Raw genomic sequence first — 16,652 nt, forward strand, 5'->3', positions numbered from 1 at the left:
AACCCTGCTCACGCATGCGTAGGGCCGTGGAGCGCTTTTCACGTTGTTCTTGGGGGCTGAGTTTACGGGCATCTATTTTCATGGAGACAGATTATCTAATATGCCCTATTTATTTGCCAGGTTAATACAGGATTGTCCGTGTTGCGGTGCCGAGGATCAACTGGCGCAGAAGCTGACGGTATCAGCAGGTGAAAGTGGCCAACTCCAGCCCGATGCTACTGGCGACTCCCGGCCGGTATCTGCCTGTCGCGTTAGGCAGGTACCGGCCGAGACTGTGTAAAAACGTTTTCAAGTGCGGCAGGTACTCAAACACAAGCTAGAAATCGTGCATCTGGGAGAAATCCACATTTGCTGACGTGCCGATAAACTCCAGATTTCACGTAGACGCGAGTACTTCAATTTTGACGAAGCGTTTTTACACACTCTGGGCCAATAGCGGTCAGTCGCGATACCATAGAGATGATTCACCATAAGGCAGCGACTGGAGCTCACGCAGCAATAATCCTTAGATCCATTGCTAACTGACTAATACAAGATGCTGCTGGTTGGCAGATTCGATTCGTTCTCTCATCAGGATCACAAGCCGTCGGTACTCAAGCTTAGGAACAGCATGGCGATTGGCAGATTTCCAAAGTCGCCATGAGTCGCTCAGAACGATGTTTCATGACCGGCGAAACTTGGATCCTGCCTGAGCATCATTGATGCTCGCATGGATTCGAACGATACAGCATCCGAGTAGCCGCCCCGAGCAGGAGACGGCTACTCAAAACACTAAGCCGCAGGCTTCATCACAACCTTCGTCCACCCCTTGTCTCGTGCATCGAAGTGCTTATAAGCACTTGGGCCATCATCCAGCTTCAATCGATGGGAAACGATCTGCGAGGGTGCGGCACGCCCGTGATGAATTAGCTCAGCCAACTGGCGGTTGTACGCCTTGACGTTGGCTTGCCCGGTGCCGATTTTCTGCCCTTTGAACCAGAAGGAACCGAAGTCGAAAGCCATCTTCCCTTCTTTGGCTAACTCGTTCTTGGCACCCGGATCTTGGGGAACGAATAGCCCGACTACTCCGATACCACCGGTTGCCTTGGTCGAGGCGACGAGGTTGTTCATGGTCAGGTGATTCACCTCGTGGCCATGTTTGTCGCAGCACTGGTAGCCCACGCATTCGCACCCACGATCCGTGCCTTTACCATCGGTGTAATTCAGGATTTCATCGACAGCCTTCTGCTCGACGGAATTGATTGGCGTGGCCCCCATCTGGGCAGCCAGTTTCAAGCGGTCTGGTTGATCGTCTATTACGAAGACCTGCGAAGCGCCTTGGATAAGCGCGGAGTGCGCCGCCATCAAGCCGACCGGGCCTGCGCCGTAGATGGCAATGGACTCGCCTGGTTGCAGCCCCGCCAGCCTTGTTGCGTGCCATCCCGTGGGGAAAATGTCGGAGAGCATGACGTAGTCGTCCTCGCGCTCCTTCGCATCCTCAGGCAGCACGAGACAGTTGAAGTCCGCGAAGGGAACTCGCAGCAGCTCGGCCTGGCCACCGTCATAAGTGCCCATCTCTGCAAAGCCGTAGGCGGCACCAGCGCTGCCTGGATTGGCGGTCAAGCAATAGCCGGTAAGTCCTTTCTCGCAGTTTTCACAAAAACCACAGCCGATGTTGAAGGGCAAGCAGACCATGTCTCCAACCTTAACGCGCTCAACTCCTGCACCTACCTCGACCACCTCACCGAGGTTCTCGTGACCGAAGACTCGACCCGTCTCGAAGGTGGTTCTGCCTTCGTACATGTGCAGATCGGAACCACAAATATTCGTGGATGTGACTCGAACGAGAGCATCCGTTGGTCTCTCGATCTTCGCATCTGGGACGTTCTGGACGCTGACGTCACGCGGGCCGTTGTAGACGATTGCTTTCATCTGGGTTCTCCAAGTCAGTTCAAAGGAGCGCCGATTGCGCTTTCGCTCCTACCTTGGTTCGTCTCCCATACAACGCGCGTTGTTCAGGAAAACTGGTCAAAGCCTGACGGGCGGTACCGCGTTCGAGGCTGATGCAACAGCTCTAAAACGACCATTTTCCTCTATTGAAGCGCACGTCGCCGTTGCTCGGCACTGGACTAAACTTTCCGTTTTTGCAGACAAATCGAGATGCCCAATGGAGACCGCTAAGATTCAAGCATTCGCAAACTGAATCGCCCCGGGTTTTGTGGAGGCCGTTTCGTTTAAGTCAGGCCGCCATGGCCTGACCTGCTTGTTGCTGGTGGAAGTTTGCCTCAGCCTCCCCAGGCGGGATATATCCGATTGAGCTCAGCAGGCGTTGGTGGTTGTACCAGTGCACCCCATTTCAAAGTCGCCATTTCGACGGCTTCGCGGCTCTTCCATGACTGACGGTAAATCAGCTCGGCCTTGTACAACCCGTTGATGGTTTCGGCCAAGGCGTTGTCGTAGCTGTCTCCCTTGCTGCCAACCGAAGGCTCAATGCCGGCCTCTGCCAGCCGTTCGGTATAGCGGATCGAGACATCCTGGCTTCCACGGTCGCTGTGATGGATCAGACCACCCGAGCAATGCGGCTGACGGGCATACAAGGCTTGCTCTAGGGCATCCAGTACGAAGTTTGTCTTCATGCTGGTACTGACTCGCCAGCCGACGATCCGCCGTGCAAAGACGTCGATCACGAACGCCACGTACAGCCAGCCCTGCCAGGTCGATACATAGGTGAAGTCCGACACCCACAACTGGTTCGGGCGGTCGGCATGGAACTGGCGTTGGACACGATCCTGCGGGCAAAGGGCCTTGTCGCCGGCCACCGTTGTCTGCACGATCTGGCCACGTCTAATGCCCTGCAATCCGGCCCGACGCATTAACCGCTCCACCGTGCATCTGGCGACCTCGATGCCTTCTCGCCGCAGCTGCTTCCAGACCTTCACCGCGCCATAGCACTGCATATTGGCATCCCACACTCGCTGGATTTCCAGGGTCAATGCGTCATCGCGCTGAGCACGACAACAGCGCAGTGCCGGGTTGCGCTGTTGAGCCACGTGCCTGCGGTAACCGGACGGGGCGATCTGCAACACGCGGCAGATCGACTCGACCCCGAGACGGTCACGATGCTGATCGACAAACGCCCTCAGGACTTGGTGCGGCGGTCGAGCTCCGCCTGGGCAAAATACGCACTGGCCAGGCGCAATATCTCGTTTGCCTTACGCAGTTCGCGGTTTTCGCGCTCTAGGGCTCTGATGCGCTCGCGCTCTTCACTGGTCTGACCGGGGCGCTGCCCCGCATCGGTCTGCTGGCGACGAATCCAGCCATGCAGGGTTTGCGCGGCACAGCCAATCTTCGGCGCGATGGCTTCAATGGCGGCCCACTCGGAGGAGTAGTCGTTCAAATGCTCCAGAACCATGCGCACGGCACGTTCACGGACTTCAGGGGAGTAGGTCGTAGTCTTTCTCATGGCCTCATCTTCTCAAGAGTTGAGGCCTCCACGAAACCCGGGGCGATTCACGAAAGCTGAACGGGGTGAGTGCAGAAATGAGCTTGAATGTGCTTGCCTATAATTTGAAGCGGGTGATGAAAATCATGGGTACCGAAGGCTTATTGAAGGCGATGACGGCGTAAAAGCCCCGGTTTTTACTGTCCCAAGAGGTACCACAGTGCTTTATAAGCGCTCTGACGCGCCACCGGCGCTGATCGTGGCAAATGCTCGGGAAATCACTACGCCCAGGCGCAGTGGGCTGGGGCATACAAGATGTGAAAGTGTTTTTACACACTCTGGGCCAAAAGCGGACGATTGCTGGCAGGTATTCAAGCTATGTCCCCAGGCCCTGGGGAAATAGCTTGGGGTTTGAGAAAGCCTGCTTAAGGTGGTCGTACACCAATCGCACCCGCTTCGATACAGGACCCTGCTGCGGGCGGTATATGAACAGATCCCATGGTGCTGGAGCGTGATCAGCCAAAACGGCAACCAGCTTTCCTGACCGCAGATGAGGCTCAGCCAGATAGGCAGGAATTTGGCCAAAACACATGCCTGCCAGGGTGGCTTCCAATTCCGTATCTGGATCATCACAGATAAGCGCTGGCTGCCTGGGCGCGAACGTTTGCCCGTCGGCAAATAGCCAAGGCCAAGGGCGGCCATTTTTCCGGTCGATCAGGACTGAAAGTGGCAGCTTAGCTAAGGCATCCAAAGATTTAGGTGGTGTCTTTTGGCCTATGAGAGACGGGCACGCGACAACGTAAAACGGCACGGGAGCTAAGGCACGTGCAACGTAGCGCCGGTCGCGAATAACCCCCACCCGGATACCAATATCGATATGCGCTTCAACGGCATCAGTCATCTGATCTTCCAAGCGGAGATCGAATTGCAGGTCAGGATGTGCAGCGGCCAGGGGCTGAAGAAACGGTATTAGGAAGCGCCTGCCAATAGCATGTGGAGCCGTAATCCCCACCTTACCTGACAGCCCAGGCTCCGTCCTGTGCGACCGGAATAGCGTATCGAAATGATCCAGAGCTGACCTGGCATCTTTGGCGTAATCCTGACCGAAAGCAGTGATGCTCACCTGGCGGGTATTGCGGTGGAACAGTGATTCGCCAAGCTCAGTTTCCAGGGCTTGAATGGCTCGAGTCACCCCTTGTGGGGAGATGCCTAATCGAGTTGCCGCTTCGCGGAAGCTACCTGCCTCTGCTGCTGTGCAAAAAATCCTAACCATCTCCATGCGGTTAAGCATGTTGCCCCTCCCATTTATTCCATTTTCAGGAATAGTATAATCCAATCATTTCCATTTATTGAGATCAATCATGGGTCTAAAGTTTGCGCACTGCCAGGTTAACCAGCCATGGCGAAGTACAAACCCGCCGATGAGGTTCTCAGCATGAGCAATAACATTTCTGGAAAAGTTGTCGTTATCACCGGTGCCAGTAGCGGCCTGGGTGAGGTTACTGCACGCCACCTTGCTGCGCTTGGCGCTCGCGTAGTGCTGGCTGCACGTCGCAAAGATAAACTCGACGCATTGGTGGCTGAGCTGACCAATGCAGGTGGTCAGGCAATCGCGTATCAGACCGATGTTACCTCTCAGGAAGAGGTCAAAACGCTCATTCAAGGTGCCGTGGACACCTACGGTCGCATTGATGTACTGATCAACAATGCCGGACTGATGGCGATTGCACCGCTCAGCGATACTCGCACTGACGAGTGGGATCGCATGATCGATATCAACATCAAGGGTCTGCTGTACGGAGTCGCGGCTGCATTGCCAGTCTTCCAGAAACAAAACAGTGGTCACTTCATCAACATCGCATCGGTTGCAGGCCTGAAGGTGTTCAGCCCAGGTGGCACCGTGTACAGCGGCACCAAGTTTGCTGTGCGGGCTATCTCCGAAGGACTGCGTCACGAAGTCGGTGGCAGCATCCGCACCACGACTATCGAACCGGGCGCCGTGGACTCCGAACTGAAATTCGGCAGCACCCACCAACAGAGCCGCGATTTCGTGGTGGACTTCTACAAGCATGCAATTCCCGCCGAATCGGTCGCTCGAGCTATCGCCTTCGCAATTGAGCAGCCTGCTGACGTGGATATTAACGAGATCGTTCTGCGCCCAACCGTGCAGGAATTCTAATGAGTTGAGGGCCTGTCTCTTCGGCGTCAGGCCCCGCTTATCTGGAGTGAAAAGCGGTGAGTGCCACATGGCCCGGAAGAAAAGAAGCAAGCGCTCGATGCAGGTGCTGAATGCCCTGCAATTCTTCAGCAGCTTGCAGCTGTTCGTGGGGCTGACAACGGATTGATGGCAACGGTTATGGAGAGCTATCTACGGGAAGAGTTTCCCAGTAGCGAAATCAGGTGCGATTCGCAGAACAAGTCCATTGACGAGACCATCTCCATCGTCCGCTCCTACCTGCGGTAGAGGCACCAGGGTGCCCTCGGTGAGGGAAAATTTAGTTAGCTAGTAAAGGAAGCGACATCATGAAATCACGTGCAGCAGTTGCTTTCGGGCCTGGAAAGCCACTGGAAATCGTCGAGATCGACGTCGAGCCTCCGCGCAAGGGCGAGGTGCTTGTCAGGATCACGAATACCGGCGTTTGCCATACCGACGCCTTCACCCTGTCGGGCGAGGACCCGGAAGGCGTGTTCCCGGCGGTGCTGGGCCATGAGGGCGCCGGCATCGTGGTCGAGGTCGGCGAGGGCGTGACCTCGGTCAAGCCGGGTGACCACGTGATCCCGCTGTACACCGCCGAGTGCGGTGAGTGCCTGTTCTGCAAGAGCGGCAAGACCAACCTGTGCGTGGCGGTGCGCGCCACCCAGGGCAAGGGCGTGATGCCCGATGGCACCACCCGCTTCAGCTACAACGGCCAGCCGATCTACCACTACATGGGCTGCTCGACCTTCAGCGAATACACGGTGGTGGCCGAAGTCTCGCTGGCCAAGATCAACCCGGACGCCAATCCCGAGCATGTCTGCCTGCTGGGTTGCGGTGTGACCACCGGCATCGGCGCTGTTCACAACACGGCCAAGGTTCAGCCGGGTGACTCTGTGGCCATCTTCGGCCTCGGCGGCATCGGGCTCGCTGCGATTCAGGGGGCACGCCAGGCCAAGGCGGGTCGCATCATCGCCATCGACACCAATCCAGCGAAGTTCGAGCTGGCTCGTACCTTCGGCGCGACCGAATGCCTCAACCCGAAGGACTTCGACAAGCCGATTCACGAGGTTCTCATCGAGATGACCGGTTGGGGTGTCGATCACACCTTCGAGTGCATCGGCAACGTCAACGTGATGCGCTCGGCACTGGAAGCAGCACATCGTGGCTGGGGCCAGTCGATCGTCATCGGCGTGGCTGGTGCAGGCAAGGAAATTTCGACGCGCCCGTTCCAGTTGATCACCGGTCGCACCTGGAAGGGCTCGGCTTTCGGCGGGGTCAAGGGCCGCACTCAACTTCCCGGCATGGTGGAGGACGCAATGAAAGGCGAGATCGATCTCGCCCCGTTCGTCACCCACACCATGGGCCTCGACGACATCAACAAGGCCTTCGACCTGATGCATGAAGGCAAGTCGATTCGCACGGTGATCCACTACTGATCGCCCACTACCCATTCAACGCCAACCACCAAGGAAATTAATCATGTCCACTCCTGTCATTTCTGGCGATGGCATCTTTTCGCACATCTTTATCGGCGCTGCCGACCTTCAGAAGTCGGTCGCGTTCTACGCCGCCGCTCTGGGTGCTCTTGGCATCAAGAACCTCGGTCCTTTCAACAACGGATGGGTACTTTTCGGTCGCGAAAAGCCGGCTTTCATCATCGCCCGCCCGGGCAATGGTGAAGCGCCTTCCAGCAACGGCGTGACGATCGGCTTTGCGGCCGCCACTCCCGCTGAAGTGGATGCCTTCCACGCCGCCGGCCTTGCCGCAGGCGGCACTGACGAGGGCCAACCTGGCGCACGTGGTCACCTGCCGGGTGCCTATGCTGCCTACCTGCGTGATCCGGCGGGCAACAAGGTCTGCTCGTACACCTTCGTCTGAAAGCAAGGAAGCTGAGAGCGTTCTGACAGGGTCAGCACAAGCCTCTATTATACGGCGAGCCTGTTAGACGGACTGCGTAACGCGGTGCATGCTCATGAAGATCGGCCCGCAGCCATGTGTGAAACGCATGGCTGCGGGCATTTGTTTTGAAGCGTGCTTTTCAACCAATGGGAAATGAGGTCGTTATGAAAGAGCCGGCCAATATCAATACGACGACCGTACAACCCACCCCAACCGCCACCGTGTACGGCATGCCGGCTTATGCCGATCGTGCTGCAGCCGTGGGTGAAGTGCATGCGCGCCCGCATCTGTTGCTTGAGGCCCCCCGCGGTATATTGCAGCTCGCTTTCATGACCGAAGGTGACCAGACCAGGGATCAGATGGCGATGAGCGAGTTGTCTCATCGCTTCGGCGTTGCCGAGCCCGACCACGCTACGCCGCTACACGGCATGACATGGGATGAGGGAGACCTTCACTGTGAAAAGCACACCGAGTTCTCTACGTATCTCTGGTGCGCTTCGCTGGATTCCAAGACGGGAGAGCCTTGCGGAGAAAATCCCTTCAAACATGGATTTGTTCCTCCGGGCCCGGTCATATCCGGCATCCGCTTGAGACTTCTTCCGTGGATACCAGAAACGGAGAAGGAGGCTGATCGCTTCGATCCTGCCAGCCTGTGCTACTCGTTGGTAGAGAACGGCTCTGCCGCCATCTTGACCGACTTCCGACAGGATGAGGATGGCCTGACGCAGATCCTCATCCTTGCTCGTGATTTGACCCCGGCGCGGGCAGGTGCGCTGGCTCAACTTCTATTGGAGATCGAGACGTACCGTACCTTGGCGTTGCTGTCTCTGCCGTTGACGCGATCGATGACGTCGGAGCTGCGACACATGGAGTCGCGCCTTGCTGCGATCACTGACGAGATGTGTACGAATTTGGTAGAACGCCGCGATAGCGACGTGCTGCTTTCCGAATTGACAGGTCTGGCCGCCGAACTGGAAGCTGGCGTCGCGGCAAATCTCTATCGCTTCGGCGCCAGCCGTGCCTACTACGAGATCGTCGAGGAAAGGCTGGCTGCGCTTTCAGAAGTGGCCGTATCCGGATACAGCACCTGGGCGGATTTCCTGCAGCGTCGCATCGCTCCAGCCATGCGGGAGTGCCAATCCGTAAAGGAGCGCCAGGCCAAGCTCTCCGACAAACTGACCCGAGCCATCGCGTTGCTGCGTTCGTGGATCGACGTCGAACTTGAACGCCAGAACCGCGATCTGCTGGCTTCGATGAACAACCGGGCCAAGTTGCAATTGCGCCTTCAGCAAACCGTCGAAGGCCTGTCGGTCGCGGCAATTTCTTATTACGTCGTGAGTCTTCTCGGCTACCTGCTCAAGGGCATTCCGATCGTTCACGACAGCGTGGCGCCGGTGATGGCGGTTCTGGTACCTGCGGTGATGCTGACGATCTGGTGGATCGTCCGCAGGATAAGACACGCCCACAGCGACACGGCGGCGGAAGAGAAATCTTCCTGACGAGCTGCCGTCCTGGCGCGCGATAGCTGCGCCGTCCGTTTGAACAGAGGAGAACAACATGCCAAGCAATTCTTTCGGTGAATCCTCTTGTACCGCTGCGGCCTGCATTGAAGCGTTTGTAGACCTTATTCCAGTAGCCAAACGCCTTGGGCAGGTCTCTCCAGGGACATCCCGTGCGCATGCGGTACAGCATGCCCTCCACGGTCATTCGTAGATCACGCTTGTTGTAGATGGCCTTGTGCAGCAGAATTTCCCGCAGCTTCGACCAATGCTCATCGCTGAGCAGTAATCGGGGCATTGCAAGCTCGTATCGATGTTGGGTCAGAGCTTCAACGATACGGGCTTGCTCTTATAGATCAATGGGTTAGCGCGAAATGGCAACAGACCCTAGCAAACCAGTTCAAATAACGTGGCGCAGTAGTTTTATCAGGTCCAAATGCGCCGTTTGGCCTGCGTCAGTTTCCCGGCGGTCTCCAGCTGTACATACACCAAACGCCTCTGGTCATCCACCGCGTCGCAACTCCCTGACACCCCGGCCCAGCTTGCGGCGCAACAGGGCCCGCAGGGTCACCCCATCCGAGTACCCGACCTGTGCGGCGACTTGGTCGACGCTCGCGTTTCCGGTGCGCAAGAGATGGACGGCATGCTCCACGCGCAGGTCCTGGAAATACGACAACGGTGTCTTGCCCAAAACGCTTTGCAGCCGCCGCGCCAAGGTGCGCTCGCTTGTGCCCGCGGCGCTGGCCGCCTCGGCCAGCGAGAACCCCTTCGCGAGCTGACTTCTGGCCCAGGACTCGAAGCGCTCCACCATCGGGTCGGCATGCGCAAGGTGGTCGGGAATCACGAACTCGGCTTGCGAACTGCGTGCCTCGACCAGCAGATAGCGTGCTACTAGGGCCGCCAGCGCCGGACTGCGCCCCCGGATGATGCGCAAGGCCAGGTCGACGTGGGCCAAAGCGGCACCCGCGGTAGTGAAGCGTGTCGAGTTCACGATCATGCGTGACTCGTCCAGCGTGACGTTCGGATAGCGCTGCCGAAACATCGGCCCCAGCCACCATGACGTCGTCGCACGATGCCCATCAAGCAGGCCACTCTCTGCAAGCAAGAAACTACCGGAGCAGGCGGCACCAAGGTGCGCGCCAGCGGTGGACCACTGCTGTAGCACGGCGACCGCATCGGGCACGTCGGGGCGTGTGAGCCGAGCCGAGAGCGTGTCAGGCATCTTTTCACCAAACGCGGGCACGAGCACGACGTCTGGTTCCGGCACACCACGCGCAGTGACCACGGGGACCGTCAAGCCTTGCGCAGTTCGGATGCGACGCCGCACGCCCACCAGCGTGAGCTCTATGTGCGCGGGAGCCTGTGGCAGCGAGCCCGACATCGCATTGGCCAAGCCCACTGTGTCGGTGAGCGCCGCAAGCCCCAGATCAAACACGCCATCACAAACAAGGATGTGGATTTTCATGGCAACAATGATATCAATGTTGTCATTATTGTCTATAGAGATGGCTGTCATGAAGACTTAGACTGCAGGCTCGTCGATCCCTTCACCCACTTTTCCATTTACCCCAAGGATTACAGCATGACCAAGCTCGCCCTGTTTGTTCGCCTCGAAGCCAAACCCGGCCAGGAGGCTGCGCTTGCCGACTTCCTGGCCAGCGCACTGCCACTCGCCAACGCAGAGTCCGGCACCACTGCCTGGTTCGCATTGAAGTTTGGCCCTTCGACGTTCGGTGTGTTCGATGCCTTTGCCGATGAGGCAGGTCGCCAAGCACATCTGAACGGCCAGATCGCCGCGGCCTTGATGGCCAACGCCGCGACCTTGCTCAGTTCTCCGCCCAATATCGAGAAGGTCGAACTGCTTGCAGCCAAACTGCCTGCATGACAACCCGGCCTTGACCCAATCAGGTCACGCTGCAGGATGGGGGTCACAAGCTCTACGCAGCGATCCCCCCCTCGATTGCACTTGCCCAGGGAGCTACCTTCCACAGCGACGGGGGGCAATATTGCAGCCAGAACTTCCAAGCTGCGTCAGCAAGCAGGGGCAACATCAGGGCTGGCTGTGATGTTCCGATTCGTCGGGTAGTTATCGAGAAGTACCGACTGTTTGCAACGTGTCGGTACCGAGAGCCGTCTGGGCGAGCCAGATTTCCGGCCAATCGAAAGTCCGCAGTCCGCAAGCGCGGACCGATAGAGCGGTTTGTTGAAAATCAACGACCTAGCATCGGGCCGTGCGGGCTAGTGAGGGTTTCTGGGGGTTCGTACGTAACGATTCGAACTCCTGCGGGGGCTCGGAGCCGGGGGATTTGAATCCAAAGACAAAAATACCCAGCTCAAATCAGCGTTTCAGGCACTTGGTCTCTGAAAACTGATTTGTAGGATTTCACTCTTAAGCAATATAGGAACCTTGAGCCTTCCGTCAAGAGCGCAACCAAAACGATTTCCAGTTTAAAGGCGCCGCGCGGTGCGGGAAGGATGTTCTGGGTTCAAATCCTCGATAGGGATTTGAACCGGCAGCTTGTTGGGGGCTCAGTTGACCGAGGTGGCGGCCGAATTTAATCGTGCGTTTTCCTGCGTGGCTTCATTCAGCAGCTTATCCCACGAGTCAGGTGGATGTCCGCTTGCGAGCATTTTTCGAAACACCTTGTAGGCGTCATCGCTGCTCTCATAGGCACGCTTGGTGTCTTCGTCATTAACCCACGCCAAGATGATTACCTTGCTTGGGCCGTGGTACCGGAAGAACAGCCGATACTGCTGAAAAAACTTGGCACGGAACCAGTGCTTATGTTCCTCGCCAAATGTGCCACCTTGGCGGTATTCGGGCTTGCTCGGGGCTTGTGGGATAACGTCAAAAGCCAGCTTGGTGATGGCTGCCAGCCGCTTGGCTGCATTATTCTTGCGATAACCCACGGGGTCTTTTTGTTTTGAGAGCTCAACTTGCTGAATGAGGGTTTCGAGCTGATCCAGAAACAAGGGGTGCGCAAATACTGTCCAGCCATGAGCAACCAGTGGCTTACCTTGGTCTTGGCTCATTCATCGTCTGCCGACAGCGGGGCATCCAGATCTATATCGTTGCTATCGACCAGCGAATGAATGCGTGCCACGAGATCTGAATCTATGGCTCGCAGGTGCTGAGGGTTCGCTGCGATGTCATGTGCAAGAAAGCTGAGAAACTGGCCGATTGCCGGGTCATCCTCAGTGGGCTCAGCACGGCTCAGCACGACCTCACCGCTGGGGCGAATCGAGTAATGGATTTTGTCGCGCTTGTTTAGCTGAAGTGCGCGGCGAACCGTTTCTGGTACCGTCGTCTGATAGCGGTCGGTAAGGGTGGATTCGACTTCAAGTGCTCTGGCCATGACTTGCTCCGGCTCGTGTGAGTTGTTTCAAGGTAATGCGGATGCATTACCTTGTCAATGCGGTTGCATTGTCTGAGCTGGGGCGATAGTCGAGCAATGGGCTAGCTGAATACCGTGCTCCAGTTGCGGGTAACCAGCGTCTTACATGCTTCTGAGGTGCCGCCAAAACATCTCCGAGATACTGTCTGCATGTCGGCTTCAGTGACATAAGTGATGCTGTTCCCATCCTGGTCAATCAGCACACCCCCTGCGCCAATTAGCAGCGCATGACCTGCAGCCACATCGTGTGCTGAAACCGGCACAAGCGATACGCCTGCATCCCCATCACCTGCTGCGACTCGTGCCAACCGATAGGCGATGCTGGGCATCGCCACAAAGCAACCTGGTGAGCACAATTCAGAATTGATTTCGGGCTTGTTCGTTGCCGCAGTGCTGACCATAACTTTGCTGTCTTGATTCCATTCTTTTTGGGCGAGTGTCGCTTTAATGGGGCTCCCATTGCGAAGCACACACGGTGCCCCTTTTGCCCATGCGACGCAGTCGGAATCACCAGTGATTGGGTACTTCATCCTCAAAGCCCAGTCGGCAGAACCAGCGATAGGCCAGGTTTAAGTGCACCTCTTCTCACGATCGCCGTTTGGAAAGGATGCCATAGCAGTAGCCGACGACCAGCATGCGCACCATCAATTCCGGGTCAATCGAGGTGCGCCCGATGGGGCTATAGAAATCCGCCAGGTAGGCACGCAGATCGCTGAGATCCAGGCACTGGTCGATGCTGCGTAAGAGGTGTTGGGGCGGAACGTGGTCTTCCAGATTGAACGAGTAGAACAGGCACTGCTGTCCTCCTGGTAACTGTCCCATCATGCTGTTCGCCCCCGCGCTAGCTGACAGAGCAATTCTGCCAACAGCATGGGGGGAGCAGCTACTTTTTCAACAGAATCGGCCAATAGCGGTCATCAGGGCTGGCTTGAATCGGGGCCGAAGGATTACGCTCTCAGCCCCATAATTGCTGGTCAGACAGTTACCACGATCTTGCCGATCTGCTGATTGGCTTCAAGGAAACGATGGGCATCCTGGATGTCGCTAAGTGCGAATGTCTTTGCGATGATCGGGCGCAACGTACCGGACTTCAACCCTTGCAGAATAAAAGCCTTTGCTCTCTCTAGGGCTTCAAGGTCGGCCACAATCTCTGCGTAGATATAGCCCTTCAAAGTCAGGCTTTTGCCCAGCACGGTAAACAGTGGGAATGGTGTCGGTTCAGAGCTAAGTGCGCCGTACTCCAGCAAAATTCCGCCCCGCGCCATGCTCTGCGTGAGAGGTTCAAAGGACGGCCCGCCTACAGGATCGAATACAACGCGAGCGCCTTGACCGGCAGTTATCGTCATAACACGCTCGACGATATCCTCTTCATCGCTGACGATGACATGCGCAGCGCCTGCATCAAGTAGGGCTTGCTTCTTCGCGTGAGTTCGAGTGATCGCAATCGATGTGGCGCCGACCATACGAGCCATTTGGAAGGCGGCCAAGCCAACACTGCTTGACGCGGCGGTAACGATGACAAAATCGCCCTGCCGTAGCTTCGCCTGTTCAATCAATGCCCCCCAGGCGGTGACGTACTGCATCCAAGACGCCGCAGCCTCTTCAAAGGACAAGTTCTCAGGGCTCTTTACCACCAGGTGGGCCGGTACATTGGCCAACTCGCCGTAGGTGCCCCAGCGAGCAATATCCAGAGGTGGGATCAGAGCGACCGAGTCACCAATCGTGATCTCGGTTACGTCGCTCCCAACTGCCGTTACGATGCCTGCGGCCTCGTAGCCTAAGCGGCTGGGGAACTCCGCTTCTTGTAGGTATGCGTGATTGCGGAACATCACTTCGGCTCGGTTCAAGCCAATGGCTTTAACACTAATTTGCACCTCGTTTGCTGCTGGTGCCGATACTTCCAGATCTTCCAGCTTCAGAACGCTGGCGTCACCGTATTCATGAATTCTGACAATGCGTGCCATCATAGATATCTCGTTTATCAATGGGCCTCGACGTACATCCGGAAGGTATCCGGGCACTCGAAAGGTGACGAAAATTTAGTCATTGGTTGGCGCTAGATAAAGGCCTACGATGGCGCATTACTAGAAACAGAGTGTTTATAATGGATCGCCTGACCCAGATGGCCACGTTCGTCAAAACAGTTGAGCTGGGTTCATTCAGCGCCGCTGCGGACGACCTGAATCTCTCCCCTCAATTGGTAGGGAAACAGGTGAAAATGCTCGAACAACATCTGGGTGTTTCCCTGCTGCACCGGACTACGCGCAGGCAAAGCCTCACCGACTTCGGCAGGGCGTTCTACCCGCGAGCAAAACTGATCCTTGCAGACATGCAGTCTGCCGAGAACCTGGCCGCCCTCACTCGGGGCACACCAAGCGGCCGCCTTCGCATCAACGCGCCGGTCACGTTCGGAATTCGCACGCTTTCGCCACGCCTGCTGGAATACATGGTTCGGTATCCTCAGGTGTCTGTTGACCTAACGTTATCGAACGAACTGGTCGATATCGTTGATGATGGTTACGACGTGGTATTTCGCATCGGCGAGCTGGTGAGCAGTGGGTTGAAGGCAGTGCCACTGGAGCCCTATCAGATGGTTTTATGCGCTGCGCCGTCCTATCTTGCACGTCGCCCTCCCATCATCAATCCGTGGGATCTACAGCAGCAGGAGTGTCTGGGGTTTACCTATTCTGATGGCCGCTCACACTGGAGCTTCGACAGCCCGGAGGGGCGTATAGATGTTCCTATTACAAGCAAATTAACGATCAATCAAGGTGATCCACTGCTGGCAGCGGCTGTAGCTGGTCTAGGTGTGGTTCTACAGCCGATAGAGTTGGTTAGCGATGCACTGCGCGATGGGACACTGGTGCGTCTGTTGCCGCAGTACCCCGTGCCGAATACCGCAATGCACATCCTCTATACCCCTGACTGCGGATTCCACGGTCATCTGGCCACCCATTCCATAAGCATCTGACCACCGATTCCACGGTGATCCGGCCACCCATTCCACGCGTATCCGACCACTGATTCCACGGTCATCCGGCCACTCAACCGGGCAGGCAGTAACGCAGGATTTCTTCACTACCATCGACCTCTTTTTCGAAGCAGAGAGGTCGTCGTGGAGCGTTTATCCATGCGTAAGATTCGCGAAGTACTTCGTCTCAAGTTCGAGGTCGGGCTATCGGCTCGCCAGATTGCCGTCAGCGTGCAGATCGGTCGTGTCACTGTCGGCGATTACCTCAACCGCTTTGCCGCCAGCGGTCTAGCCTGGCCCTGTTCGTTGTCCGATTCCGAGCTGGAGCAGCAACTGTTCCCACCGCCCCCTGCGGTGCCCAGCGAGCAACGGCCATTGCCCGATTGGTCTTGGGTGCATGCCGAGCTACGCCGGCCGGGCGTGACCTTGGCGCTGCTCTGGCAGGAGTATCGCCTGAGCCAGCCGAAAGGCTTTCAGTACAGCTGGTTCTGCGAGCACTACCGAGCCTGGCAGGGCAAGCTGGACGTGGTGATGCGCCAGGAGCATCGCGTCGGTGAGAAGCTGTTTGTCGACTACGCCGGGCAGACGGTGCCGGTGATCGACCGCCACAGCGGCGAGATCCGCCAGGCGCAGGTGTTCGTCGCGGTGCTTGGCGCGTCCAGCTACACCTTCGCCGAAGCCACTTGGTCGCAGCAGTTACCGGACTGGCTGGGCTCCCATGTCCGCTGCTTCGCCTTTCTCGGCGGCGTGCCGGAAATCGTGGTGCCGGACAACCTGCGAAGCGCGGTGAGTAAGAGCCATCGCTACGAGCCGGACATCAACCCGAGCTACCGCGATCTGGCCGAGCACTATGGCGTGGCGGTGGTGCCGGCGCGGGCGCGTAAGCCGCGCGACAAGGCTAAGGCTGAGGTCGGCGTGCAGGTGGTCGAGCGCTGGATCCTCGCCGCGCTGAGGAACCGCCAGTTCTTCTCCCTGGACGAACTCAACAGCGCCATCGCCTTATTGCTGGAGCGGCTCAACCGACGACCGTTTCGCAAGCTGCCGGGCTCCCGGCACTCGGCCTTCGAAGCCCTGGATCGTCCAGCGCTGAGCCCACTGCCGGAGCAGCCCTACGTCTATGCCGAGTGGAAGAAGGCGCGCGTGCATATCTTGTGTGGCCTTGCGATTTATGTGGCCTTCAGTCCGCGGCACGGCCTCGGCTGCGGGGTGGCGCGATCTGTAGGCCACAGAACTATTCGCTACAGTGAACGCAGAAACTGCATCAAGTCTG

General features: G+C 57.3%; 15 protein-coding genes, 4 pseudogenes and 1 other annotated feature. Of the genes and pseudogenes, 8 read left to right on the forward strand and 11 right to left on the reverse strand.

Annotated features, from left to right (window positions below; genetic code table 11):
• Window positions 1–771: 771 nt before the first annotated feature.
• The 3 genes and pseudogenes from IEG05_RS22075 to IEG05_RS22085 form a co-directional block, all read right to left on the reverse strand.
• Entirely contained in the window at window positions 772–1,911 is a 1,140-nt protein-coding gene (locus IEG05_RS22075; RefSeq protein ID WP_015275821.1) for a glutathione-independent formaldehyde dehydrogenase, read from the reverse strand.
• A 307-nt stretch (window positions 1,912–2,218) separates the two neighbouring features.
• Window positions 2,219–3,442: pseudogene (locus IEG05_RS22080) on the reverse strand (IS3-like element ISPst4 family transposase).
• Window positions 3,048–3,164 (reverse strand) — a sequence feature (AL1L pseudoknot). (Overlaps the previous pseudogene by 117 nt.)
• Window positions 3,443–3,797: 355 nt before the next feature.
• Window positions 3,798–4,712, reverse strand: coding sequence for a LysR family transcriptional regulator (locus tag IEG05_RS22085; protein ID WP_191122730.1), 915 nt, complete (start codon window positions 4,710–4,712; stop codon window positions 3,798–3,800).
• Window positions 4,713–4,856: 144 nt separating this feature from the next.
• On the opposite strand from IEG05_RS22085, the gene IEG05_RS22090 reads away from it, so the two are divergent.
• The 5 genes from IEG05_RS22090 to IEG05_RS22110 all read left to right on the forward strand — a co-directional run bounded on the left by IEG05_RS22090 (window position 4,857) and on the right by IEG05_RS22110 (window position 9,016).
• A complete protein-coding gene (locus IEG05_RS22090) occupies window positions 4,857–5,600 on the forward strand; it encodes an SDR family oxidoreductase (protein ID WP_031633346.1) in 744 nt (247 codons plus the stop codon).
• Window positions 5,601–5,660: 60 nt separating this feature from the next.
• Complete coding sequence (locus IEG05_RS22095; RefSeq protein ID WP_191122731.1) at window positions 5,661–5,885, forward strand: metal-sensing transcriptional repressor; 225 nt, start codon at window positions 5,661–5,663, stop codon at window positions 5,883–5,885.
• Window positions 5,886–5,944: 59 nt separating this feature from the next.
• Complete coding sequence (locus IEG05_RS22100) at window positions 5,945–7,054, forward strand: S-(hydroxymethyl)glutathione dehydrogenase/class III alcohol dehydrogenase (protein ID WP_003291553.1); 1,110 nt, start codon at window positions 5,945–5,947, stop codon at window positions 7,052–7,054.
• Between the two features lie 43 nt (window positions 7,055–7,097).
• A complete protein-coding gene (locus IEG05_RS22105; RefSeq protein ID WP_003291554.1) occupies window positions 7,098–7,496 on the forward strand; it encodes a VOC family protein in 399 nt (132 codons plus the stop codon).
• A 185-nt stretch (window positions 7,497–7,681) separates the two neighbouring features.
• Entirely contained in the window at window positions 7,682–9,016 is a 1,335-nt protein-coding gene (locus IEG05_RS22110) for a DUF3422 family protein (protein ID WP_042927609.1), read from the forward strand.
• A 103-nt stretch (window positions 9,017–9,119) separates the two neighbouring features.
• On the opposite strand, the pseudogene IEG05_RS22115 reads toward IEG05_RS22110, so the two are convergent.
• The 3 genes and pseudogenes from IEG05_RS22115 to IEG05_RS23660 all read right to left on the reverse strand — a co-directional run.
• Window positions 9,120–9,314, reverse strand: a pseudogene (locus IEG05_RS22115) (transposase); the annotation flags it as partial.
• A 204-nt stretch (window positions 9,315–9,518) separates the two neighbouring features.
• A complete protein-coding gene (locus IEG05_RS23655; RefSeq protein WP_374367937.1) occupies window positions 9,519–9,827 on the reverse strand; it encodes a helix-turn-helix domain-containing protein in 309 nt (102 codons plus the stop codon).
• Between the two features lie 123 nt (window positions 9,828–9,950).
• Window positions 9,951–10,532: pseudogene (locus IEG05_RS23660) on the reverse strand (DJ-1/PfpI family protein); the annotation flags it as partial.
• A gap of 66 nt (window positions 10,533–10,598) precedes the next feature.
• On the opposite strand from IEG05_RS23660, the gene IEG05_RS22125 reads away from it, so the two are divergent.
• Entirely contained in the window at window positions 10,599–10,901 is a 303-nt protein-coding gene (locus tag IEG05_RS22125; protein ID WP_007182542.1) for a putative quinol monooxygenase, read from the forward strand.
• Window positions 10,902–11,545: 644 nt separating this feature from the next.
• Here IEG05_RS22125 and IEG05_RS22130 read toward each other — a convergent pair.
• From IEG05_RS22130 to IEG05_RS22150, 5 genes and pseudogenes are all read right to left on the reverse strand, one after another.
• Window positions 11,546–12,049 carry a type II toxin-antitoxin system YhaV family toxin gene (locus IEG05_RS22130; RefSeq protein ID WP_191122732.1) on the reverse strand — a complete coding sequence of 168 codons (504 nt, stop codon included), beginning with the start codon at window positions 12,047–12,049 and terminating at the stop codon, window positions 11,546–11,548.
• Window positions 12,046–12,372 (reverse strand): type II toxin-antitoxin system PrlF family antitoxin, encoded by a 327-nt coding sequence (locus IEG05_RS22135; RefSeq protein WP_015275815.1) that lies wholly within the window; start codon window positions 12,370–12,372, stop codon window positions 12,046–12,048. The genes IEG05_RS22130 and IEG05_RS22135 overlap by 4 nt, the downstream gene beginning before the upstream one ends.
• Window positions 12,373–12,473: 101 nt before the next feature.
• Window positions 12,474–12,941: an inositol monophosphatase family protein gene (locus IEG05_RS22140; RefSeq protein WP_191122733.1), complete on the reverse strand. Its 468-nt coding sequence runs from the start codon at window positions 12,939–12,941 to the stop codon at window positions 12,474–12,476.
• Window positions 12,925–13,236 (reverse strand): annotated as a pseudogene (locus IEG05_RS22145) (transposase); the annotation flags it as partial. The gene IEG05_RS22140 and the pseudogene IEG05_RS22145, both read right to left, overlap by 17 nt.
• Window positions 13,237–13,385: 149 nt before the next feature.
• Window positions 13,386–14,375, reverse strand: coding sequence for a zinc-dependent alcohol dehydrogenase family protein (locus tag IEG05_RS22150; RefSeq protein ID WP_041756905.1), 990 nt, complete (start codon window positions 14,373–14,375; stop codon window positions 13,386–13,388).
• Window positions 14,376–14,515: 140 nt separating this feature from the next.
• Between IEG05_RS22150 and IEG05_RS22155 the strand changes: the two genes are divergently transcribed.
• Window positions 14,516–15,382 carry a LysR family transcriptional regulator gene (locus IEG05_RS22155; RefSeq protein WP_191122734.1) on the forward strand — a complete coding sequence of 289 codons (867 nt, stop codon included), beginning with the start codon at window positions 14,516–14,518 and terminating at the stop codon, window positions 15,380–15,382.
• A gap of 159 nt (window positions 15,383–15,541) precedes the next feature.
• Window positions 15,542–16,652: IS21 family transposase (gene istA / locus IEG05_RS22160; RefSeq protein WP_224742956.1), on the forward strand; the 1,111-nt coding region annotated here is incomplete at its 3' end.

The sequence above is a fragment of the Stutzerimonas kunmingensis genome, from assembly GCF_014764705.1.
Classification (GTDB): domain Bacteria; phylum Pseudomonadota; class Gammaproteobacteria; order Pseudomonadales; family Pseudomonadaceae; genus Stutzerimonas.